Genomic DNA, 22,051 nt, shown 5'->3' on the forward strand with positions numbered 1-22,051 from the left:
AAGCACTCCTATTTTCTAAATATTTCAAAGAATCACAGCTAATACTATACCACACTCTTTTTTTAATTGGGAAGAAAACAAATGATGTTTCAAACAAAATTCATAGATTCTCCAATATTTGCTACTTATTTTCTTCTTGGGGAACTGATTTGGCTTGTATCGTCGTGACATGTTGGTTCAAACGATCCACGTGGGTCTTTATCCGCTCGATTCTTGGCTGTGCTTGGAATTTGAATGATTCAAAATCTTTTGTGAAAGACTCTTTGACAACAGGAATCGTTTCGTCAACCGTTTTACGCGTCAATGTGACAGCATCTTTTAAGTTTTTGACACTTTCATTAAACTCAAGAGTCGCTTCCGTGGTCTCATCGACATAACGAAGCATTTGTTCACGGGTTTCTTTACCGCTTTTTGGTGCAAATAGCAGCCCGCCTAAGCCGCCGGCGAGAGAGCCGAATAACAAACCTTTGATAAAGTTACCGATCATTTAGTCCACCAGCTTTCCGATTTTTTCAGCGATCTCTGTTAGCTGTTCCTGTGAGTAATCCTCTGCATGATTACCGAAATGCATCGAGAAATCATCTTTTTCATCGTAACGAGGAATCAAATGAATATGGGAATGAAAAACAGATTGATAAGCCAATTCTTTATTGTTATTGATTATGTTGAGTCCATTGATCTCAGGAAAGGCTTTTTCGATTGCCCGAGCGATTTTAGGAACGCGAGCAAAGACCTCTGCAGCAAGGGCTTCATCATACTCAAAAATATCCGTTACGTGGACTTTCGGAATAACTAATGTATGTCCAGGTGTTACTTGGGAAATATCCAAAAAGGCATAGACTTGATCATCCTCATATACTTTGTAACTAGGGATGTCACGATTGTTGATCTTACAAAAAATACAATTTTCCATTTCATAAACCTCCTTGTTCTTCTAGTCCTACTTTACCATATTCTGCTGATTTCGGCAGTTTTTGTTCTTGAATTCCTTCAAAAGCAGGCCATCGCTTCTTTTCCATGTAAAGTACGGATGTTTGTGGAGAGAAACGCTTGCATTTGTCCGCTTGCACCAATAGACTTAAAAGCAGAAATAGAAAAGGACGGATACGATGAAACCAATCATTAAAGAAACGTTACAGAAAAAAAAGACCAAACGAGAAAAAATCAGCTATCTTGCCTATGCATATAAGGAGTGGCTGATTGCAGGACTAGCAGTCATTCTAGTAGGAGGTTCGCTGATCTATTCGATGACAAGACCAAAAGAAGTTGTTTATACAGTGGCTGTTGTTTCTGAGACCAGTGAACAGCAGCCCACACAATCTGAATTTGAAAAAGCAGCGACGGATTGGGTGAAGCAAAACGTGGCGCCTGATCACGAAATAACAGTTACATTTGTTTCCTATGAAGATCCAGCCGCTGTCCAAGCCTTTACGACCCGTTTAGCTGCCGGAGCAATTCAAGCCGTCATTTTTGATGCGTCCGAAGCAGACATGTGGGTCGAGCGTTTTGGTAGCAGTGAGCTGCCAAAAGAACCATTGCAAGTAGCTGGACACGAGTATGTTGTTCAAATAACTAATAACGGAAAATAGCAGATTTCAAGAAGTAGATGACTGCTCTTTGACCGCTGCTTCATGGTATAATAGTTGATATTGGAGGAACGAAAATGACATTACAAGTAGAAAATGTAACAGGCGGTTATACACAGCTACCTGTTCTAAAAAATATTGATTTTTCGATCGCGGATGGTGAACTTGTGGGGTTGATCGGTTTGAATGGTGCTGGTAAAAGTACCACGATTAAAGAAATCATTGGTCTGCTACAACCTCACACTGGAAAAATCACTATCAACGGACTATCGCTGAAAGAAGATCCGCAAGCGTATCGCAAGCAGATCGGCTACATTCCTGAAACGCCTTCTCTTTATGAAGAATTGACTTTAAAAGAGCATATCGAAGTAACGGCAATGGCCTATGACATCCCCAAAGATGTCGCACTGCAACGGGCGGAGCGGTTATTAAAAACATTTCGCTTGGAAAATAAGTTGGACTGGTTTCCAGCAAATTTTTCTAAGGGAATGAAACAAAAAGTCATGGTTTTGTGTGCTTTTCTAATTGAACCAAGTTTGTACATCATCGATGAGCCTTTTTTGGGCTTAGATCCATTGGCAATCAATGCATTGCTTGAATTGATGAATGAGATGAAACAAACCGGGGCATCGATTTTAATGTCGACCCATATCTTGGCTACAGCTGAGAAATATTGTGACAAGTTTATCCTGCTTCACAATGGCGAGATTCGAGCCCAAGGAACGCTGTCGCAATTACAAAGCCAATTTGGGGCTGAAGGAGCTTCCCTCGATGAGTTGTACTTAGCATTGACAAAGGAGAGTCAGCTATGAAGGGGTTCTTCTCACAACGCTTGCAACGACACCAGAAACAGATGAGTCGCTATTTGCGTTATGTTTTCAATGATCATTTTGCGATCCTCATCACATTTCTAATGGGTGGACTGGGTCTATATTATTCGAATTTTTTAAAAACGCTCCCTCGGCCGTTCCCTCAGGGGGGGATCGTATTGCTATTGATCTGGTTGGCACTTTTGTCAGTCGGCAAGTTGGCAACATTGGTGAAACCAGCAGATTTGATTTTTCTTTTAGCTAAAGAAAAGCAGATGGCGGACTATCTTGCTCAAGCACTGCGCTATTCAATGTGGCTGCCTTTTGGGGTCTCCTTTTTAGTCGTTGGTGCGACGATGCCTTTAGTCGTAGTAGTTACTGAACAAACGTTTGCGAGCTTTTTCTTTTATTTAGGGACGATTTGGTTATTAAAAGTTACGGATCTCTGGTTACAGCGTTTGTCTCTTTATCAAGGACAAGAACAGCGTAACAACCAGCGTGTTCTGTGGGTGATTGCTGCAGTAAGCAGCCTTTTAGCTAGTCTGTATGTTGCACCTTGGGTTGGATTGCTCTTAGCTGTTCTACAAGCTGCTTGGTTCAACCTTCAGTGTCGTCCGACAGGTCTTCTATTAGGTTGGGATCGCATGATCCACATGGAAGAAACGAGACTTCATCGCATTTATCGGTTTATCAACTTATTCACAGATGTACCTCAAATCACAGCAGCAGCCAAACGCCGCAAGTATTTAGATGGTCTGTTGAATAGGATTCCTTTTGGACAGGAACAGACTTATCGCTATCTATATGCTCGCCGCTTTTTGCGAGGGGAACAATATAGCGGGCTTTTTTTCCGTTTGACACTGATTGGTGTATTAGTGCTTTTCTTTGTTCAAGAATGGTGGCTTAGTCTAGGGTTAGGATGTATGTTTCTTTATTTGATCGGTTTTCAGCTACTGCCGATGTATAATGAGTTTCAGTACATGATTTTGACTCATTTATATCCAATCGAGGAAGGGCAAAAACAGACAGCCATTAATTGGCTATTGCTTAGATTATTAGGCGGAGCTGCTTTCATTTTTGGTGTAGTCGGCTTGTTCCGAGCGGCAATTCTTTGGCAAGGAGTGCTAGTGCTGTTGGGCTTTTTGTTATTTACAGGACTCTTTTTGGTTTTCTATGTACCTGCCCGCTTGAAAAAAATGCAAAGTCAATAAAGATGGCTGGACGTTACTCGAAAAAACCGAACGCATATGCGCTTGACGTTGACTCTTTAGGAAGCTAGAATAAGAGATACTGTGAAATAAGGAGAGAAGCTAGGATGGATATTCGCTTGGATCAAGATTGGCGCCTGAGACCAATCAAAGGCGACACCGGCAAAGCCTACATTGGCTTGAAGGACAATGATAAAGTCTTTATCAAACGAAATACGACCCCGATGCTTGCGGCACTCTCCAAAGAGGGGATTACTCCTAAACTTGTGTGGACCAAGCGTACCGGCAATGGCGATACGTTGTCTGCTCAAGAGTGGCTAGATGGACGTGTATTGGACCCCGAAGAGATCGGTCAAAGAAATGATGTGATCGATGTATTGTATCATTTGCACCATTCCAAAACATTAGCGAAGATGCTGAGCAAAATCGGTGGTCAAGTGATGACACCAGAAAAAATGTTAGTTGAATATGAAGAAAACTTACCTAAAGCGGTTGTTCAAAATCGCTTTATTGCTATTGTTTATCGTTATTTAAGAGAGAATATTCCAGAATTTCAGGAACAAAAGGCCTCCGTTGTTCATGGGGATGTCAATTACCGTAATTGGCTTGTTTGCCAAAACTATCTGTATTTGGTTGATTGGGATTCGATCATGTTTGCGGATCCCGCAATGGATATCGGTACGATCTTAGGGCATTATGTTCCATTATCCAGCTGGCCGCATTGGCTAGTGCGTTACGGGATTCATGGCAGCAGTGAAGTGATCGAGAAAATTTATTGGTATGCTTTATTAAGTATGCTTCAGGAAGTAAAGAAGTACTACCAACGCGGGGATTATAAAGCAATGAATGCAGAGATTCTGCAATTAAAAAGAATTTATAGTGAATGAGAAGATGGAGCGAAGCAACAAGTTCCATCTTGTTTTTTCGGAAAGGAAACAACATGAGAGTAAGAAAACGTGCGGGAGCAGAAGAATTAGTCCAAGCGCATCCCGAATTTGTAGTAGCTGAACCGACAGCGTGGAAAGGCCGTTGGAAGGAACGATTTGGCAATGATCACCCATTGCATATTGAAATCGGTATGGGAAAAGGCCGTTTCATTACCGAAATGGCTAAAGCACATCCGGAAATTAATTATATTGGCATCGAAATGCAAATCAGTGTGGTTTCCATTGCACTGGATAAACTGATCGAACAAGATATCCCTAATGTGCAGCTGCTGCACGTTGACGGTTCCGCATTGACGAATTATTTTGCGGATCATGAAGTCGATCAAATCTATTTGAATTTTTCAGATCCTTGGCCAAAAAAGAAGCATGAGAAACGCCGACTAACATCGAAAGCTTTTTTGGCAGTCGATGAACAAATTTTACGTCCGAATGGTGAAATTCATTTCAAAACGGACAATCAAGGCTTATTTGAATATTCACTCGCCAGCTTTTCACAATATGGTATGGTTTTAAAACAAGTATGGTTGGATCTTCATCAAAGTGACTATGAAGGAAATATCATGACCGAGTATGAAGAGAAGTTTTCCAGCCGCGGTCAAAGAATCTACCGGGTAGAAGCCCAATTTGTGGCACCAGAAGATACGACCAAAAGTTAAATAAGCGAGTCTTAGCGTTCAGACTGTAGCACAAGGCAGAAAATGTCTTTGTTCTACAGTTTTTTTGTATAGAAAAGTAAAAGCTGCGTATCTCTTTTTAGGAGGGTGACAATGGACATTTGTACATTTTCAGATGAGTTGGTGGAGTATGCGAAGGTGCAGAAAATGCAAGATCTATCCATACTGCCAACAGTCGAAGGGATGACTCTGATTTTCAGCAAAAGTTACTATCGGCAAATGTATCGCAAAGTTACTACAGAAGACGCGCAACAATTGATCACTCGATTCAAATTTCTGGGCGGTATGGAAGTAGGAGAAAAACGAAGAGCGCAATTAGGGGCTATCAGCTATCCTTTGGCAGATGGAGAGCAGCGTATCCGGGTTTCGACTGTTGGGGATTTTCAAGGTCAAGAAAGTTTAGTTCTACGTTTTTTGCACCCTTTAGGTAAGTTCCATCGATTCTTTATGAATGAACAATATGAAACGATCGCAGATGCATGCCGCTATCGAGGGCTCTATCTCTTTTCTGGTCCTACTGGATCGGGGAAATCCACACTGATGTATCGCTTAGCTTCAGCTGCAGCAGGTCAGGTGATCACGATCGAAGACCCGGTTGAGATCGTTGAGCCTCGTTTTTTACAGTTGCAGACCAATCCAATGATCGGCCAGGATTATGATGAGCTGATTCGTTTGTCGTTGCGGCATCGACCTGAGCTATTGCTGATTGGTGAGATCCGCAACAAAGAGACGGCCAAGGCTGCGATCCGTGCGGCACTGACAGGACATCGGGTTTTTGCGACGATCCATGCACGGGGATTAACGGAAACAATTGCGCGATTGCAAGAGCTGACAGAGGAAGCAGCTGTGATCGACCAATGCCTCCAAGGAATCATTTATCAGCGCTTACTGCCAGATCTTCACGGAGTCCCTCACGCATTGATGGCCTACACCTTTTATGAACCCCACAAATCCTCAATGACTTGGGATCAAGCACTAACAAGGATCAGAGAAAAGGAGCAGATCACCCATGAGGTTTTTGACAAGGAAAAGTAAACGGCTTTCCCGCAAACAGACCCACGCCTTATTAGCCACATTTACGGTTTTATTAGAGAGTGGTTTCTCATTACAAGAGAGTTTGCTTGTTCTACTTCGCAGTGGCCAATTTGATCCGAATACAGTAAAAGATATTGATCAGCGACTGAAACAAGGTCAACGACTCAGACAGGCCTTTTCTTTGCTGCATTTATCTGAAGCCGAACAAAATCAGCTGGACTTGGCAGAGACCCATGGCAATCTGGTGGATACGTTGCAGCGAATGGTCGCTTACCAGATCCTTTTGGAAAAACAAAATCAGACATTACAAAAAGTGTTGGCGTATCCCCTTCTATTGCTGGTATTTGTCTTTACCGCTCTCTTTGCCATGCGTCGGTTTCTATTGCCTCAACTTCTGGCCTCCGGTATGATCGATGCGAATCATTGGGGCATTCTCTTTATTACGGCAGCACCATGGATCGGTGCGGTCATTGTAGGCGGATTGGGAGGTTTCGTTCTTGTTGTAAGAGGAATCTTTGCCAAGCAGACAGCGTTGAAGCGAGCCACTTTTTTGAGTCGATTGCCTTTTTTGGGAGACTTGTATCGCTGCTATCAAACTAGTTATTTTGCATTAGAGTGGGGAAAATTGTTTCAGCAAGGCTTGGAAATTCGTCAGATCATTATGTGCATGCAACAAACAAGTACAGCAACATTAGTACAAGAACTAGCTGTTCAATTAGAGCTGTGCTTGGCAAGTGGCGGATTGTTGCCGGACAAATTAAAGGACTATGTATTTTTGACGCCAGAGTTTTCATTGATTGTGTTCCAGGGCGAAATGCGTGGGAAATTAGGAGAAGAATTGTTTGTTTATAGTCAGCTTTTGACAGATCGGCTTTTCCAACAAATCGAGAAGAAAATCCAGTGGATTCAACCAGTCATTTTTTTATTAGTGGCCCTTCTGATCGTGGGTGTTTATGCTGCAATGTTTTTGCCGATTTACGGCAATATTCAAGGAGTGATCGAATGAGAAAATTGAAGCATCAAGGGTTCACATTGGTGGAGATGCTGATTGTACTGTTAGTGATCAGTATTTTGATTTTATTGTTTGTACCAAACTTATCCGCACAACGTACAGTGATAGATGAGAAAGGAAATGCGGCAATCGTCAAAGTCGTAGAAACCCAGATTGAGTTGTTCCAGCTTAATGAGAATCGAACACCTACTCGACAAGAATTACTAGCTGGAAATTATGTAACGGAGGAGCAGTATGCGATTTACCTTGCCCATCGGAACGAATAGCAGTTTTTTTACTTGGCGGGGATTTACAATGGTGGAGAGTTTGATTGTCCTCTTAGTCGTTTCGATTTTCATCTTTCTTCCGCTAATAGCTATCGACCGTTACCAAGCATATTTTGAAGTGTGGGGGTTTTGTGCTCGTTTGGAAAAAGGATTGGCAGTAGCACAACAAACAGCGATTATTGATGCTCGCGAAACGAAAGTCGCTTATTCTGATTCACCAGTTCCTACGATATATTTTCATTCGACGATCACAGGTGAAATCAAAATGGAGCCACTTGAAGTACCCTCGCAGCTCGCAGTACGTGTTTTTCCTGTACTTACATTCACCAGTCAATCTGGCAATTATACGCGGATGGAAACATTACGGTTTGAATGGATGGACCAAGAAAAAAAGATTACCTACAAATTTCTTTTTGGAAGTGGACGATATGATAAGATCATCGAATAAAGGATATATCATGCTAGAAAGTATCATTGGCTTTGGTTTGCTGACGACGAGTGTCTTCCTTTTTCTGACTGTCCAGACCCATATTTTACAGCAAAGTGCACAGTTACAGGCCCAGGTGGCTGCTATTCGGGTATTGTATGAAGAAGTCCAATGCCAAGCATTTGAACAGGAAGTCGTTTATTCGACACAACGTACAGAGTCGTATCAGTTGTCTTTCGGTTTCAAGCGTGACCGAAGCTATGGACGGATTGTAAGAGGTCCTCTTATCATGGAGATCAACTATGAAGAGTAAGGGTTTTACTTTGTTGGAATGTTTGCTGTCTTTAATGATCTTAGGACTCAGTGTGTTGTTGATCAACGGAATCATTCGCCAGATGCCTCAAGTTAATCAACAGCTTTTTGCTCGCAAAGACCAAGAATGGCAGATATTTTTGATTCAGTTAGAAAGGGAGCTTCAAACGTGTACGTATGTTTCAGTGAGTCCGTATACACTTTTTTTAAAAAGCAGCAAAGAAAATGTAGTCACGATCGATCGAATCAATGGGAAAGTCCGTCAAAGAGACAATAATGGCTACCATCCGTTATTGACGGAAGTATCATTGATTTACTTTGAAAAAAGGGCATCCTCGATCCAGTTTACAGTGACTTTCGAGAATGGAGAGGTGAGAATTGGTCAATGGCAGATTCCTGCATAAGGGCGGTATCTTTTTGTCAGCAATGATGCTGATTCATTTGCTGAGCCTTATGTTGCTAACGGTTTTAGAAAATACTCGGACAACTACTGATTTCTATATTAAGACTCTTCACATGTATGAGGCACGAATCATGAAAGAACTTTTTTTGGCGGATTATCAGCGGTTAACCTATGCCGAGCAGGGCAGTGTCAACTACAATGTAGGGAGGGTCATTTACGAACAAAAAGAAGAGCTGTTGTTGATTCAATGTGTCGTCAATCAGCGCACCTTCCGTTTTACCGAAATTTTGTCAGGTGATTTGGAAAAAATAGCAACAGATCTTGAGTAACTATAATACAGAAAAAGGCACAGACATACTGTGTCTTTTTTCTGTATAAAAGAGTTGAAAAGTATGTTTGTCTCTTCACAAATTATTCTGAAAGATAGCGATTGATTATTTTGGCTGAATCAGCTAAAATTAAACAGGTATGTATGTTGTTATAGTTTTGAAAAGAGGTGCAAGATGTCCCCAGAAAAAATGGAAGAGTCTTTTCATTTATCGCTAGAAGCGATTCAAGTGCTCCAAAACGCATTAGAAACATCTTATTTGGATGCATATATCGAGACGATCGAGAATTTTATTGATCAGTATCGCGTACGGGTGATCGACGGAGTACCTAGTGAAGCGGATGCTCAACGGTTGGAAGCGATTTATAAAAAATTAGAGCAGATACCCTTAACAGCAGAAGAACGGCGTAAACTTGCTCAACTACTTCTGTTAAAGGGCGGACAAACCGAACATCTGCAGCCTAATCATCAGCTGACACCAGATAGTATCGGTTTTTTGTTTGTGTATTTGATCGAGCAATTGACACCAGCGAAGCAACAAACCAAGATTCTGGACCTTTCGGTTGGAATGGGGAATCTTGTCTTAACGCTCTTGCTCAATTTGCAGTTAGCGCAAAGAGATGTGCAAGCAACAGGTGTTGACATTGATGAAACATTACTGAGTGTTGCTGCAGCTACAAGCGAATGGACTCAAGCCCCGCTGCATTTGTTTCATCAAGACGGGTTGCAAGAATTGTTAATCGACCCAATGGACATTGCTGTCAGTGATTTGCCAGTCGGCTATTATCCACAAGATGAAAAAGCAGCATCGTTTCTTACTTCAGCTCCCGAAGGCGAAGGACATAGCTTTGCCCACCATTTATTGATGGAACAAGCAATGAACTATGTGAAAGAAGATGGCTATGGACTATTCTTAGCTCCGGCTAATTTCATGGAAACTGAACAAAGCGATTATTTGAAGAAATGGCTCAATGAAAAAGTTTATCTGCAAGGAATCATTCAATTGCCAGACGAGCTTTTCAAAAATGAGCGATCAAGAAAAAGTATTGTGCTGATTCAAAATCATGGTGCAACGAGCAAGCAAGCACCAGTGTTACTTGCTAAACTCGCATCTCTCAAGGAACCAAAAAACATCAAGAAATTTTTCGAACAATTTGAAGCTTGGAAAGCATCAAATTTGTAATATAAATCGGATAAGGAGAAAATTATGTCTAAAACAATTGCAATCAATGCTGGAAGTTCAAGTCTAAAATGGCAGTTATATCAAATGCCAGAAGAAACGGTGGTCGCTAAAGGGATCGTTGAACGTATCGGATTAAAAGATTCGATTTTTACCATCAAATATGGGGAAGATCAAAAATTCGAACAAATCATCGACATCAATGATCATGAAGTCGCAGTAAAAATGCTTTTGGATCAATTGATCGAATTGAACATCTTAGGTTCATATGATGAAATCACTGGTGTTGGTCACCGTGTCGTTCATGGAGGAGAAGACTTCCCGGATTCTGTTGTGATCACAGATGAAGTGATGGAACGCATTGAAGCATTGGCAGAGTTTGCACCATTGCATAATCCAGCCAACTTGATGGGGATCACTGCTTTCAAGAAGATCTTACCAGATATCATTAGTGTTGCTGTTTTCGATACTTCTTTCCACGCAACCATGCCAAAACACAACTACTTGTACAGTCTGCCATTGGCTTACTACAACGACTATAAAGTTCGTAAATATGGTTTCCATGGTACAAGCCACCGTTATGTGTCAGAACGTGCGGCTGAAATGTTAGGCAAACCGATTGAAGATTTGAAAATCATTACTTGTCATTTAGGAAATGGCGCATCGATCACTGCAGTTGATGGTGGAAAATCTGTTGATACATCAATGGGCTTCACACCACTTGCAGGAGTGACGATGGGTACTCGTTCTGGTGATATCGACCCAGCTGTATTGCCTTATTTAATGGAAAAATTAGACCTATCGATCGATGAAATGATCGATGTTTTGAACAAAAAATCTGGTTTGTTAGGACTTTCCGGTATTTCTAGCGATATGCGGGATCTTGAAGCTAATTATGACAAAGAAGAAGTAAAAGTTGCGTATGATGTCTTTACTGACCGCATTCGTAAATATATCGGTGGCTATGTAACAACAATGAACGGTGTTGATGCAATCGTCTTTACTGCTGGTATCGGTGAGAACGATGCCCATGTCCGCAGTGAGGTTATCAAAGGAATGACTTGGTTTGGTTGTGAACTTGATGAAGAACAAAATGCCAAACGCGGCGAAGAGTTAGTCATTTCTACAGAAGATTCTAAAGTGAAAGTCTTGTTGATTCCAACAGACGAAGAATTAATGATTGCTCGCGACGTGGAACGTTTGCGCGGTTAATTGTCGGAGATCAATTGGAACAAATGAGTTTCATTATTTGAATAAAAAAAGTGTTAAGCCTTGGCTTAACACTTTTTTGTTTTGAACAGCTGTACACCTTGGATACCAATGAATAATGCTTGAAAGTTGCAAATTTGGTTAGCGCTATTCTTATTTTTCTTTATATTTTCAGAAAATCCAACGGTGGAACTCAAAACTTATCTAGCCATTTTCTCATAGCTTTTTTGACTTTGGTTCCATTTCGTTGTCAGAGGTTGCTTGGTTTACCAGCAATCCGTCCGCAAAGGCGGCCACGTCTTCGCCAGTTACTTGAAGAACACTTTTTTCTTGTTGCGCATTGTCTTCAAACAAATCCAACAGATCAACGAGTGGTTGGAAATCGCTGGCAAGATTTACTGGATCAACTTTCATAAAGTACTTTTGGATTTCTTTATAGACGATTCGATAATCATTCGGCAACTGATTTGCCCGTTTTTGCAGAGCACGCCATTCTTTTTTACCTTCTAATGCTTCTTTTATTCCCATCTTCATCCCTCACTTTAGTTTTTTGGTCACTTGATTCAAGTGTTCTCGCAATTTGTCTCGCTCATTTTTGGCACCAGCTGCTTCAGCGATTTCTGAGATGAAGGTAGTCATATTTTCACCGATCACGCTATTGATCGGCAGTTTTTCTGCGGCACTTTCTTCAAAAAGACCGACGATCCCTTCCAAGATAGGGTACAGATTTCTTCCAGAAAAATCACTGTAGCTCCAGATCTTTTGATTGTGTTCGCGCCACGCATCTTGGTAGCCAGCGGGTAACTTATCAATACGAAGTTGAAATTCTTTTTGTTGCTTATTCATGTCGTTACCTGTTATTTTGTCATAAAAGTTCATGGTGGGCCTCCTAATTAATAAATAGTTGTTTGTAGCGTCTCATTGACAGAAAAGAGAAAAAACTTAGTAATATGGCTAGCCACAAAAGGGTCAAGAGGCTGCTTTGGGAACCAAAAGAGAATGTACCAGCAAGCAAATTCTTTGTCGTTTCGATAATGGGCGTCATTGGCTGGTTCTCAGCAAATAGGCGCACAGGTTTTGCCATTCCAGCGACTGGCACAAAGGCTGGACTGATAAAAAGCAGGAAGATCAAAATATACGAAAAGGCTCCTGCTCCAGCATAATCTTTTGCTGTTAACGAGAAGGGGATAGCTAGCACAGTGAGACTAACGGCAAAAAGTACGATCAAAAGGGTGAAAAGCAGGAAGTCACCAATCGTTGCTTGTGGTCGATAACCCAATACTAGTCCGATCAGCAGTACAGAAAGTACAGAAATAAGCATAAAAATTGTTGAGGCGACAATGTGCGATCCTAGAATCACCCAACGTTTCATTGGCATAGATAATAATCGCGTCAGGAATCCTTTTGTTTTATCATTGTTGATCCTCAAAGCAGTGTAAGCCGATCCCATTGCCATAGATATCAGCAAAAATCCTGGCATAACGTAGCTAAGATAATCTGAAGGCTCTCCTGCAGTGCCCCCGACTAAAATATTGCCACCAATGACATAAACGAAAAAAAGTAAGATGAAAATAGGCATAACGATACTTGTAATGATCGTATCGACACTTGTTAAATTTTGTCTAACGATGCGGTTCGTTAATGTGAAAAGTTGCTTGATTGTCTTCATTTTTTAGTCCTCCTTTCCAGTAGCATCCAAGAATATTTCTTCCAAACTAAGTTCAATCGGAGCAGTTGTTAGAATGTCAATATCATTTTGCAAGAGTTTCATCATCGACTCTTTTAAATCATTTCTAGCAAGAATAATGGTGTCATTTTCAACCATATAGTGAATCGCAGATTCGTTTAGAAGAGAAGTCGCTTGATCGATCACTTTTTTTGGAACGATGACTTTGTGCAGATCTCTTGCTTGCTTTTTCAATTCTTGTGGTGTGCCAATCAATGAAATCTTCCCATCGTTGATAAAAGCGATTCGATCAGCTAAACGGTCTGCTTCATCAAGGTATTGAGTTGTCAGAAAGATCGTCTTTCCTTCTGCTTTAAGTTGAAGGATTAGTTGCCAAATCTCTAATCTGTTTTTTGGATCCACACCAGTAGTTGGCTCATCAAGAAACAAAATTTCTTTGTCAGGAAGCAGAGAGTCTGCAATATCTAGTCGTCGCTTCATTCCTCCAGAATAGGTAGCGACTTTTTTATAGAGAAAATCTGCTAAATGAAGTCGTTCTGATATGGTATCTATTTTCCTGCGAAGATGAGGGATGTCCAACAGCGTGCCAATTAATTTCAAATTTTCAAAACCGGTAAATTCATCATCTAGTGTGATCGATTGACTATTCAAGCTGATGACATCCCGCACTTGATCGGAGTCATTTCGTAAGTCTAACCCTAAAATTGTTGCATTGCCGGATGTAGGGCTAGCGAGTGTAGTTAGAATATTGATCAGTGTTGACTTTCCAGCACCATTTTCTCCAAGTAAAGTAAAGATTTCGCCTCTTTTGATTTCAAGAGTAATTCCTTTTAATACGTCAAGATCACCATAGGTTTTTGTAAGATGATCCACAGTGATGGCTTTCATAGTTATCCCTCATTCCTGATTGAAAAGTGTCTCGTGCTTGATTTTATCTAGCTGATCTACAAGAAACGTCCATTTACTCCAGAAATCTTGGAGGTAAATTTCCCCATTTGCGTTCAAACGATAAAACTTCCTTGCCGGTCCAAGGTCAGATTTCCTTTTTTCAACAGTTACCAATTCTTTTTTTTCTAAACGGAGTAAGACCGTATAGACGGTGCCTTCGACGATATCTTGAAACCCTAATTCGATCAGTGTATTCGTGATTTCATAGCCATAAGTCTCTTTGCTGTTATGGATGACTTGAAGCACGACACCTTCTAGCACACCTTTTAGTAATTCAGTCATTCCTTTCACATCGCTCATCCTCTCAAAAACCATTTGTCTCAATACCTAGTATTACTCAGTACTGCTACATAATAATACTTAGTAGATGGACTGTCAACTATTAAGTATCATTAAGCAGAGATGCAAAAAAAGTAACACCTTGAAAAAAGCTTCCCGCTTAGTGGCGAATGGTACTCAGGAGACTGGATCCTGTTAAACTGAGCTTTATTGTGGGCTGCTCTGCAACTTCTTCGTTCGAATCTAAGTTTGCAGCTAATCATCGAAGACAGTGATTAGCTGTTGCTCGCCGTTGTTATCACTCTTAAGAACAAGTTCAACAAGATAGGCTCTGATTTGATGAATTGTGTTCAGTAAAGAGAAATAGGACTTCGGTACCGATCATGGTGTGAATCATTGACATGAAATGTTAGACATCGATTGAGAAGGGAGCAAAAAAAATCGAGATTTATTGGGCTCTGTTATGAAACTAAGGATTGTTTCGTTAGGGAATGCCGCTGATACATAGGCGCCCAATGCACTTGATTTGACTGAGACAGTAAGCAAGCCTAGACTAAAAGAGGAAAGCTCACAATTGCTGCTCTTTATGCCCAGTCGGTGGAAATGTTCTGCCAGATGTTGAGAGAGGCTGTGTCCTGCTAAATAACAAAGAACATTGAATAAAAAATCGTCTGATTCAGCATATAAGTGTATGAATAAACATTGATGTGATGAATCAGGTTATTTTTATTAACAAATTCTTGAATCTAGAATAAAAAAACGGTAAAAATAATTTTAATCGATAAAAAATGTTATTTAATTAACGTACAATTTTTTAGGTTGTTAGATCAGTGATTTCCTAGTATCTAGTAAAAAACTCTCATTTTCGACTCAGCATATCGCCATTTTACAAAACATAATCTAAGCAAAATAACCTTGTAAAGGAAGCCAAACGGGAATAAACTGGCATTTGTGAATTTTCAGAAAAATTTCTAAATTTGTTTTTTATAAGGAGCCAGTAAGTATGGAAAAAGAAAAGACTTTCCTAGGACAGCCGCGAGGGTTGTCGACACTATTTTTCACTGAGATGTGGGAACGATTCAGCTACTATGGCATGCGGGCCATCTTAGTTTACTTTATGTATGATGCTGTAACAAATGGTGGCTTAGGCCTGCCTAAATCAACGGCTGTAGCGATCATGTCAATCTACGGTTCACTCGTTTATATGTCTAGTATCGTTGGCGGATGGATCTCTGACCGCTTATTAGGATCGAACAAATCCGTTTTTTATGGCGGGATCCTTATTATGTTTGGACATATTGTTCTGGCAGCGCCTCTTGGTATTGCTGCACTATTTGTTTCTATGATGTTGATCGTTATTGGAACAGGTTTGTTGAAGTCCAATGTGTCAGGGATGGTCGGCCACTTATATTCGAAAGAAGATGTGCGCCGAGATGCAGGATTTTCAATCTTTTATATGGGGATCAATATTGGTGGACTTTTAGCACCGATCATTGTGGGTATTTTAGGACAAAACGTCAATTACCATTTAGGTTTTTCAATAGCAGCTATCGGAATGTTCATTGGTTTGGTGCAATATTATGTTCAAGGGAAGACAACGTTGAAAGATGTTGCAACGACACCAACTAATCCATTATCTGCGCAAGAGAAAAAAATCTTTTTCCGTAACGTTATCATCGTACTAGTGCTTGTAGCAGTGGTTTTCGGCGGTGCAGCTGCGATGGGCTATCTGACCGTTGATTTCTTTATCAATTGCATCAGTATCTTAGGAATATTTTTGCCGATCTACTACTTTACTAAAATGTTGCGTTCTCGTGATGTGACACCGGATGAAAAGAAAAAAGTTTTAGCGTATATTCCTTTGTTCTTATCTGCAATCGTTTTTTGGTCCCTAGAAGAACAAGGGTCATCAATATTGGCACTTTTTGCGGCCGATCGGACACAAGATACGTTGTTTGGGATCACGATTCCGGCGAGTCTTTATCAAACACTAAATCCATTGTTTGTCGTGCTGTTGACACCGGTATTTGTTTGGTTGTGGACGAAACTTGGCAATAAACAACCTAGAACGGAAGTGAAATTTGCAATTGGTTTGATTTTAGCAGGTTTGTCTTTTGTCTTGTTGATGTTCCCAAGTATGCTGTTCGGAGTCAATCAACGGGTAAGCCCATTGTGGCTAGTCTTTAGTTTCTTTATCATGATTGCTGGCGAAATGTGTCTGTCACCAGTTGGATTGTCTGTAACGACCAAATTAGCACCAAAAGCCTTCGAAGCGCAAACTCTTGCTATTTGGCTATTAGCAGATGCTTCTTCGCAAGCGATCAATGCTCAAATTGCTCGTTTCTATACACCGCAAACAGAAGGGGCTTATTATGGCATTGTCGGTGGTGTTGCAGTAGTCGTAGGGATTATTCTTTACATGGCAAGAAAACCGATTCGTAAGCTGATTGGGAATATTCACTAATCAACGGACTTGATCTTGAAAAAGATCAAGTCTTTTTTTGCACTTTTAGTCAAGTTATGAGAAAATAAATGGGAACATATGTTCCGTAGGAGGGGTTAAATGCACACGCGACGCTATAAAACGATTCTTTCACCAAACAATACAATGAATCTCTATCGAGGGTGTACACATGACTGTATTTATTGTGATAGTCGCAGCAGCTGCTATCAGATGGCACATCGGTTTGAAGATATCGAGATCAAAGAAGCAGCAATAACGATTTTGGACCAGCAATTAAAGAAGCGCCGACAGCCTTGCATGATCGTTACCGGTGCTATGTCAGATCCTTACGTTCATGCAGAACAGCGTTTGAGACAAACGAGGCAAGCACTGGAAGTAATCAAAAAGAACGGTTTTGGTGTCGCGCTTTTGACCAAATCAACGCGTGTGTTGGAAGATTTGGATTTGCTGATAGAAATCAACCAGCAAACGAAAGCAGTTGTTAAAATGACTCTGACGACTTATGATGAAGCACTATGTAAAAAATTAGAACGACAAGTCGCTACCACTTATCATCGTTTTTTGGCGCTTAAGAGGTTTCAAGCAGCAGGGATTCCTACTGTTGTTTGGTTATCACCTATTCTTCCTTTTATCAATGACAGCGAGGAGAATCTGTTGTGGGTTTTGGACTACTGTCGCCAAGCGGGAGTGAAAGGCATCATCTGTTTTGGATTTGGGGTGACGATGCGGGAAGAAAATCGCGCATACTTTTATCAGCAACTAGACCGTGATTTTCCTGGTATGAAGGAAAAGTATCAGCAAGCTTTTGGCGATCGGTATGTTTGCGACAGTCCGAATCAGCAAAAGCTAATGGCTATTTTTTGTGCATTCTGCCAAACCTATCAAATCCTTTATCGACCAGAAGAAGTCTTTGCCTATATCCATCGTTTTGAAGACCAGCAGTTGACACTCTTTTAATTCGCGTCTTTTAAACAAATGAAATAGCCGCAAGGACTGAGAGTGTTCCAGTGTACGAGCAACACCTCGTCACCCTGTCACGAGGTGTGCCAGTTCTCTTATCCTGCGGCTATTTTTATTTGATTTTTCTGATATGCGATTCCTTATGGTGAAAAAAACGAACGTGGTCTTCTTAAAGAGCCTGCCAGTCGATGGGCTGCCGCATGACCTGCTGGTCGCGGATCAACAGCATGTCTTGGAAAGTTTGTTTTAGAAAATAGCGGTCATGGCTCACAGCAATTAACGTACCACCAAAGCGCTGAATCAATTCTTCAATTTCTTCACGAGCATAGATATCCAAATGATTGGTAGGCTCATCTAATAGCAGGACGTTGATTTTTTTATGAAAAAGTTTCAGCAGATAAAGGCGAATCTTCTCACCGCCAGAAAGATCCTGAATGCGTTTTGAGACATCATCCTGATAAAAACCGATTTGTGCCAGTTGTTGTCGTGCAGATTGTTCATTGCCTATGAACTGATAGGCAAAGGATAGGACCCGCATAGCGGGATTAGAAAATGAGAGCTTTTGAGGCAGATACCCGATCTGCAGATTACTGCCGGATTTGATCGTTCCCGCGTCAAGCGCCAAAGTACCTAACAAAAGCTGAATCAAGGTCGTCTTACCGGTGCCATTTTCACCAATGATCGCTAAGCGCTCACCACGGTAAATCGAGAAACTACTGTCTTCAAAGAGTAGCCGATCAGCCATGACTTTACCGATATTTCGGGCGATAAAGACTTCTCTGCCTGTTCGATCACTTTGATTGACTGTGCGTATCCTTTTTTTAGGAGGCAGCGGGGGCTTAACGAGAGTGATCTTCGTTAAACGCTTTTCAATTTCTTTGGCTTTACGGAAAAAGTCCTCATTGTCCCCTTCATTCCCCCATTGGCGATAACGGCGAATCATCGCTTTAAGCCGCTGGCATTCTTTTTGCTGCAGCTCATAGTTCTTAGTCAGTTCTGCGATTCGAGCTTGTTTCAATGAACGATATTGGCTATAGTTTCCCGGATAAGAAATCAATTGACCATCTTCGATCTCACAGATCCTAGTCGTCACTTTGTCCAGAAAAGCGCGGTCATGAGAGATGACGATATACGCTTTTTTCGTATTGATAAGATAGTTTTCCAGCCAATGAAGACTAGCTAAATCAAGATGATTCGTGGGCTCATCCAGTAAAAGCAAGTCATGCTCTGTCAACAGCAATCTTGCTAGTTCTACTTTGACTCGCTCCCCACCACTTAACGTCTGCAAAGAAGTTTCTTGCAACTGCGCTATTCCCAATCCTCTTAAACTAGCAAGAATCCGGTCTTCTAACAGATAGCCACCGAGTTCTTCAAATTGTAGCTGTAATTGTCCATAGCGGTCCAATAATTTCGATAAGTCAGCGTCAGGATCGCTCATCTGTTGTTCACAACGTCGCATCTTGCGACTTATCTCTTGCAGTCGGGGGGAAGAGGTTTGTAAATACGTCAGCACCGTTTCTGAAGAGGGCGAAAATTCTTGTGCCAAATGACCAATAGAAAGACTTTTACGTCGGCTGATCGTTCCAGTATCATTTTTCTCGGTCCCGAGTAATAAATCTAATAATGTTGTCTTACCAGAGCCATTGATGCCGATTAAACCAATCTTTTCACCGGGATCAATTTGGAAAGTTAATTGTTCAAATAGCGGGGTACCGCCAAAATTTTTACTGATTTTATTTGCTTGAATTAGCATGATCTCACTCCTTGAGACCACTCAAAAAAGCCATGGAAATCCATGGCCTGCGTTATTTTTATCTGATGTTGTTCGAGATAAACACCTTGAGATGGCCATTGATTTTACGAATATTCAACTGTTTTAGACAGACTCGTCCCTAAAACGGTTTTTGTAAAACCAATTGCATGGCTAAATGCGATATGGTAACGCTGATAATTGACGTTACATGTTATTTTAGTCATGCGCATCATGGTGTTTCCTCCTTTTGCTTATTTGCCAATAGTGTACCGCAAGTGACCTTACTTTGCAATTAGTCAGTTAGTTTTTTCTTGACTGGAACAATTTCAGAAAGGTTACTTGCCTTCGGTTGCCCAATCACTAATGGAACGGTCTCATGGACCACGTCACTGTAAGTGAGTCCAAACCAACGTTCCGGAGAAATAGTATGCCGTTTGATAAAGAGTTTGGTTAACATTACTTGCCGCTCCCATCGGGTTAATGAGGTGACATTCGACAACTCTTCTTCGATCAGAACAAACTGGAAGTCGCCAACTTGACGTCCCGGGGTCAATGAGTATTTTTGCGGCTGTTTTGGTAAGCGACCATCCTTCATCAATTCTTGAATAATTTGTCGGATGTAGACATTGACTTCTTGAGAAACCCGAAAACCTAAGTAGAGTTTCAATTTTACGATGAAATCTGTCTCAGCCATCGAGACTTCGTACTGTTTTGTATAAGGTTCATCTGTGACTTCCACATTCACAAACCAATAAACTTTGGCGCGTTTCGGCCGTTTATCAAGGATCGAATAAATAAACTGACGGCCAATCGTATTTCCTTGCAGTTTAGGAACTAAAAAGACGACATTGGTCTGAGAAAATGGCAATGTCTCATCATTCCGCAATTCCTGTAGTTGGGGAATGTATTCGGTCAAGTCAACTTCTTCGGCAGCTTGTTCTTGAATGTGGTTGCCCCATTCCCAAATGAGCATGATGGCGATAATCAAAGCGGCCATCAAAACCGCAACGAACCCACCGTGGAAAAATTTTGCGGCACTCGAGATGAAGAAGATGCCTTCGATAGCTGCAAAAAATAAGGTAATAAATGGAGCGATAAATCGCGCTTTTTTGAATTGACGCAAAAAGAAATATAACAAGACTGTGGTCATCAGCATAGTTACTGTAATCGCTAAACCATAAGCGGCCTCCATTCGCGTGGATGTCCGGAATAAGAGAACGACACCGGAACAAGCGATCCACAGCATCAGGTTAAGCGCGGGGATATACATTTGTCCGATGGAAGAACCAGGATACATGATCTGCATCCGCGGCAACAAACGCAACTTGATTGCTTCCGAAACTAACGTGAAAGATCCGGAAAGTAAAGCTTGGGAGGCAATGATTGCAGCCAACGCAGAAAAGCCGACGCCAAAAACGGTCCAACCTTGAGGCAAAGCCTGGAAAAAAGGGTTTAGGTTTTCAATCTGTTGATAGGCAGGATCTTGATAAACCTTTAATAACCAAGCAGCTTGACCTAAGTAATTAAGCATCAAACAGATTTTGATGTAAGGCCAGCTGGCATAAATATTCTTTTTGCCCACATGTCCTAAATCGGAATATAGTGCTTCAGCACCAGTGGTTGCCAGAAAGATATTCCCGAGAATGAACAGACCTGAGGTGTTATCAGGGCTAAACAGCAGCCCGATGGCATAACGAGGATCCAACGCACGAATGACAGACAGATCACCGGAAAAGTTGATCAAACCGACGATCCCCAAAAAAGTAAACCAACCAAGCATGATCGGTCCAAATGCTTTCCCAACGAATTCTGTCCCAAAGCGTTGCAGGCTAAAAAGAACGAAAAGGATCGTTAATGTAATCCAAACAATAATGGATTGATCATTCCCAAAATGATCATAAAACATCGGAATGCCCCGCAACCCTTCAATGGCTGTCGTGACAGTGACGGCAGGAGTTAGTACACCATCTGCCAATAACGCAGCGCCACCAATGATTGCCGGAATGATCAAGTAGCGGCTTTGCTTACGAACAAGTGTGTATAAGGAAAAAATTCCGCCCTCACCGTGATTATCCGCGTTCAAAGCGATTAAGACGTACTTAATCGTGGTAAGCAGAGTCAGAGTCCAAAAAACGAGGGAGACACTTCCCAATACAAAGTCCGGGGAGAGTGTTTTCAACCCGCCGTTGTCTTCAACGATTGCTTTCATCACATAGAGTGGGCTGGTCCCGATATCTCCATAGACCACACCCATGGCGACCAAAAGGCCTCCCGCGGTTAATTTTTTCATTTTACTCATAGATTTTCCCTCCAAATTGAACTGCAAAAAAGACCCAAGAGGCCCTTTGCCACTTAGGTCTTGCAAGAAACATCATAGACCAGCGGATTCCCGCTTGCTGTTGATCTATGATCATGGAAAAACCCATGTGCTACTCCCCTAAATTGCTATAATTATCTTTGTTTTGCTGATTCCTGTCAACTTTTTTCATTTAAAATGTAAATAAACATTTTAAATTTTATGTTTATTCACGTAAAATTACGTTAAGTCTTATTTCTAAGGGGGA

At 41.2% G+C, this 22,051-nt stretch carries 26 protein-coding genes; 16 read left to right on the top strand and 10 right to left on the bottom strand.

Annotation, left to right across the window (positions count from 1 at the left end; genetic code table 11):
* Nucleotides 1-121 precede the first annotated feature (121 nt).
* Together DVW06_RS05605 and DVW06_RS05610 are read right to left on the bottom strand one after the other, a co-directional pair.
* Nucleotides 122-487: a YtxH domain-containing protein gene (locus DVW06_RS05605; RefSeq protein ID WP_021149029.1), complete on the bottom strand. Its 366-nt coding sequence runs from the start codon at nt 485-487 to the stop codon at nt 122-124.
* Nucleotides 488-913 (bottom strand): HIT family protein, encoded by a 426-nt coding sequence (locus tag DVW06_RS05610; protein WP_005472896.1) that lies wholly within the window; start codon nt 911-913, stop codon nt 488-490.
* Between the two features lie 196 nt (nt 914-1,109).
* On the opposite strand from DVW06_RS05610, the gene DVW06_RS05615 reads away from it, so the two are divergent.
* The 14 genes from DVW06_RS05615 (at nt 1,110) to DVW06_RS05680 (ending at nt 11,399) form a co-directional block, all read left to right on the top strand.
* The gene (locus tag DVW06_RS05615; RefSeq protein WP_003128429.1) at nt 1,110-1,589 is read left to right on the top strand and encodes a hypothetical protein; all 480 of its coding nucleotides are present in this window, start codon (nt 1,110-1,112) and stop codon (nt 1,587-1,589) included.
* 74 nt (nt 1,590-1,663) lie between these two features.
* A complete protein-coding gene (locus DVW06_RS05620) occupies nt 1,664-2,398 on the top strand; it encodes an ABC transporter ATP-binding protein (protein WP_003128430.1) in 735 nt (244 codons plus the stop codon).
* The gene (locus DVW06_RS05625; RefSeq protein WP_029487323.1) at nt 2,395-3,606 is read left to right on the top strand and encodes an ABC transporter permease; all 1,212 of its coding nucleotides are present in this window, start codon (nt 2,395-2,397) and stop codon (nt 3,604-3,606) included. The genes DVW06_RS05620 and DVW06_RS05625 overlap by 4 nt, the downstream gene beginning before the upstream one ends.
* A gap of 104 nt (nt 3,607-3,710) precedes the next feature.
* Nucleotides 3,711-4,490: a phosphotransferase family protein gene (locus tag DVW06_RS05630; protein WP_003128432.1), complete on the top strand. Its 780-nt coding sequence runs from the start codon at nt 3,711-3,713 to the stop codon at nt 4,488-4,490.
* A gap of 53 nt (nt 4,491-4,543) precedes the next feature.
* Nucleotides 4,544-5,206: a tRNA (guanosine(46)-N7)-methyltransferase TrmB gene (trmB, locus tag DVW06_RS05635; RefSeq protein ID WP_003128433.1), complete on the top strand. Its 663-nt coding sequence runs from the start codon at nt 4,544-4,546 to the stop codon at nt 5,204-5,206.
* Between the two features lie 111 nt (nt 5,207-5,317).
* Nucleotides 5,318-6,259 carry a competence type IV pilus ATPase ComGA gene (comGA, locus tag DVW06_RS05640; protein ID WP_005472888.1) on the top strand — a complete coding sequence of 314 codons (942 nt, stop codon included), beginning with the start codon at nt 5,318-5,320 and terminating at the stop codon, nt 6,257-6,259.
* Nucleotides 6,234-7,265: a competence type IV pilus assembly protein ComGB gene (comGB, locus tag DVW06_RS05645; protein ID WP_005472886.1), complete on the top strand. Its 1,032-nt coding sequence runs from the start codon at nt 6,234-6,236 to the stop codon at nt 7,263-7,265. The genes comGA and comGB overlap by 26 nt, the downstream gene beginning before the upstream one ends.
* The gene (gene comGC, locus DVW06_RS05650; RefSeq protein ID WP_029487321.1) at nt 7,262-7,537 is read left to right on the top strand and encodes a competence type IV pilus major pilin ComGC; all 276 of its coding nucleotides are present in this window, start codon (nt 7,262-7,264) and stop codon (nt 7,535-7,537) included. Before comGB ends, comGC begins: the two co-directional genes overlap by 4 nt.
* The gene (comGD, locus tag DVW06_RS05655) at nt 7,506-7,985 is read left to right on the top strand and encodes a competence type IV pilus minor pilin ComGD (protein ID WP_003128438.1); all 480 of its coding nucleotides are present in this window, start codon (nt 7,506-7,508) and stop codon (nt 7,983-7,985) included. The genes comGC and comGD overlap by 32 nt, the downstream gene beginning before the upstream one ends.
* A gap of 10 nt (nt 7,986-7,995) precedes the next feature.
* Nucleotides 7,996-8,277, top strand: coding sequence for a hypothetical protein (locus DVW06_RS05660; RefSeq protein ID WP_005472881.1), 282 nt, complete (start codon nt 7,996-7,998; stop codon nt 8,275-8,277).
* Nucleotides 8,267-8,680, top strand: a complete 414-nt coding sequence (comGF, locus tag DVW06_RS05665; RefSeq protein ID WP_137264495.1) for a competence type IV pilus minor pilin ComGF — start codon at nt 8,267-8,269, stop codon at nt 8,678-8,680. The genes DVW06_RS05660 and comGF overlap by 11 nt, the downstream gene beginning before the upstream one ends.
* Before the next feature lie 49 nt (nt 8,681-8,729).
* Nucleotides 8,730-9,008 (top strand): competence type IV pilus minor pilin ComGG, encoded by a 279-nt coding sequence (gene comGG, locus DVW06_RS17430; protein ID WP_050801522.1) that lies wholly within the window; start codon nt 8,730-8,732, stop codon nt 9,006-9,008.
* A gap of 174 nt (nt 9,009-9,182) precedes the next feature.
* Nucleotides 9,183-10,190 (top strand): class I SAM-dependent methyltransferase, encoded by a 1,008-nt coding sequence (locus DVW06_RS05675; protein WP_003128442.1) that lies wholly within the window; start codon nt 9,183-9,185, stop codon nt 10,188-10,190.
* A 24-nt stretch (nt 10,191-10,214) separates the two neighbouring features.
* Nucleotides 10,215-11,399 carry an acetate/propionate family kinase gene (locus DVW06_RS05680; RefSeq protein WP_003128443.1) on the top strand — a complete coding sequence of 395 codons (1,185 nt, stop codon included), beginning with the start codon at nt 10,215-10,217 and terminating at the stop codon, nt 11,397-11,399.
* Between the two features lie 213 nt (nt 11,400-11,612).
* Here the strand turns inward: DVW06_RS05680 and DVW06_RS05685 are convergent, their stop codons facing one another.
* From DVW06_RS05685 to DVW06_RS05705, 5 genes are read right to left on the bottom strand one after another with little or no spacing between them, the layout of a single operon-like run.
* Nucleotides 11,613-11,924, bottom strand: coding sequence for a DUF1048 domain-containing protein (locus DVW06_RS05685; RefSeq protein WP_005472877.1), 312 nt, complete (start codon nt 11,922-11,924; stop codon nt 11,613-11,615).
* A gap of 9 nt (nt 11,925-11,933) precedes the next feature.
* Nucleotides 11,934-12,275 (bottom strand): DUF1048 domain-containing protein, encoded by a 342-nt coding sequence (locus tag DVW06_RS05690; protein ID WP_003128445.1) that lies wholly within the window; start codon nt 12,273-12,275, stop codon nt 11,934-11,936.
* Between the two features lie 10 nt (nt 12,276-12,285).
* Nucleotides 12,286-13,065 (bottom strand): ABC transporter permease, encoded by a 780-nt coding sequence (locus DVW06_RS05695; protein ID WP_137264496.1) that lies wholly within the window; start codon nt 13,063-13,065, stop codon nt 12,286-12,288.
* A gap of 3 nt (nt 13,066-13,068) precedes the next feature.
* The gene (locus tag DVW06_RS05700; protein WP_137264497.1) at nt 13,069-13,971 is read right to left on the bottom strand and encodes an ABC transporter ATP-binding protein; all 903 of its coding nucleotides are present in this window, start codon (nt 13,969-13,971) and stop codon (nt 13,069-13,071) included.
* 9 nt (nt 13,972-13,980) lie between these two features.
* The gene (locus tag DVW06_RS05705) at nt 13,981-14,322 is read right to left on the bottom strand and encodes a PadR family transcriptional regulator (RefSeq protein WP_005472869.1); all 342 of its coding nucleotides are present in this window, start codon (nt 14,320-14,322) and stop codon (nt 13,981-13,983) included.
* 991 nt (nt 14,323-15,313) lie between these two features.
* Between DVW06_RS05705 and DVW06_RS05710 the strand changes: the two genes are divergently transcribed.
* Entirely contained in the window at nt 15,314-16,774 is a 1,461-nt protein-coding gene (locus tag DVW06_RS05710; RefSeq protein ID WP_003128449.1) for a peptide MFS transporter, read from the top strand.
* Nucleotides 16,775-16,873: 99 nt separating this feature from the next.
* Nucleotides 16,874-17,731, top strand: coding sequence for an SPL family radical SAM protein (locus DVW06_RS05715; protein ID WP_137264498.1), 858 nt, complete (start codon nt 16,874-16,876; stop codon nt 17,729-17,731).
* A gap of 172 nt (nt 17,732-17,903) precedes the next feature.
* Here the strand turns inward: DVW06_RS05715 and abc-f are convergent, their stop codons facing one another.
* The 3 genes from abc-f to DVW06_RS05725 form a co-directional block, all read right to left on the bottom strand.
* On the bottom strand, nt 17,904-19,487 hold the full coding sequence (gene abc-f / locus DVW06_RS05720) for a ribosomal protection-like ABC-F family protein (protein WP_137264499.1): 1,584 nt from the start codon (nt 19,485-19,487) through the stop codon (nt 17,904-17,906).
* A 104-nt stretch (nt 19,488-19,591) separates the two neighbouring features.
* On the bottom strand, nt 19,592-19,720 hold the full coding sequence (locus tag DVW06_RS17645) for a hypothetical protein (protein ID WP_005472862.1): 129 nt from the start codon (nt 19,718-19,720) through the stop codon (nt 19,592-19,594).
* Between the two features lie 59 nt (nt 19,721-19,779).
* Nucleotides 19,780-21,786, bottom strand: a complete 2,007-nt coding sequence (locus DVW06_RS05725; RefSeq protein ID WP_005472860.1) for a KUP/HAK/KT family potassium transporter — start codon at nt 21,784-21,786, stop codon at nt 19,780-19,782.
* Between the last annotated feature and the right edge of the window lie 265 nt (nt 21,787-22,051).

The sequence above is a fragment of the Enterococcus sp. ARL09-542 genome (genome assembly GCF_005234805.1).
In the GTDB taxonomy this organism is placed as follows: Bacteria; Bacillota; Bacilli; order Lactobacillales; family Enterococcaceae; genus Enterococcus_D; species Enterococcus_D gallinarum.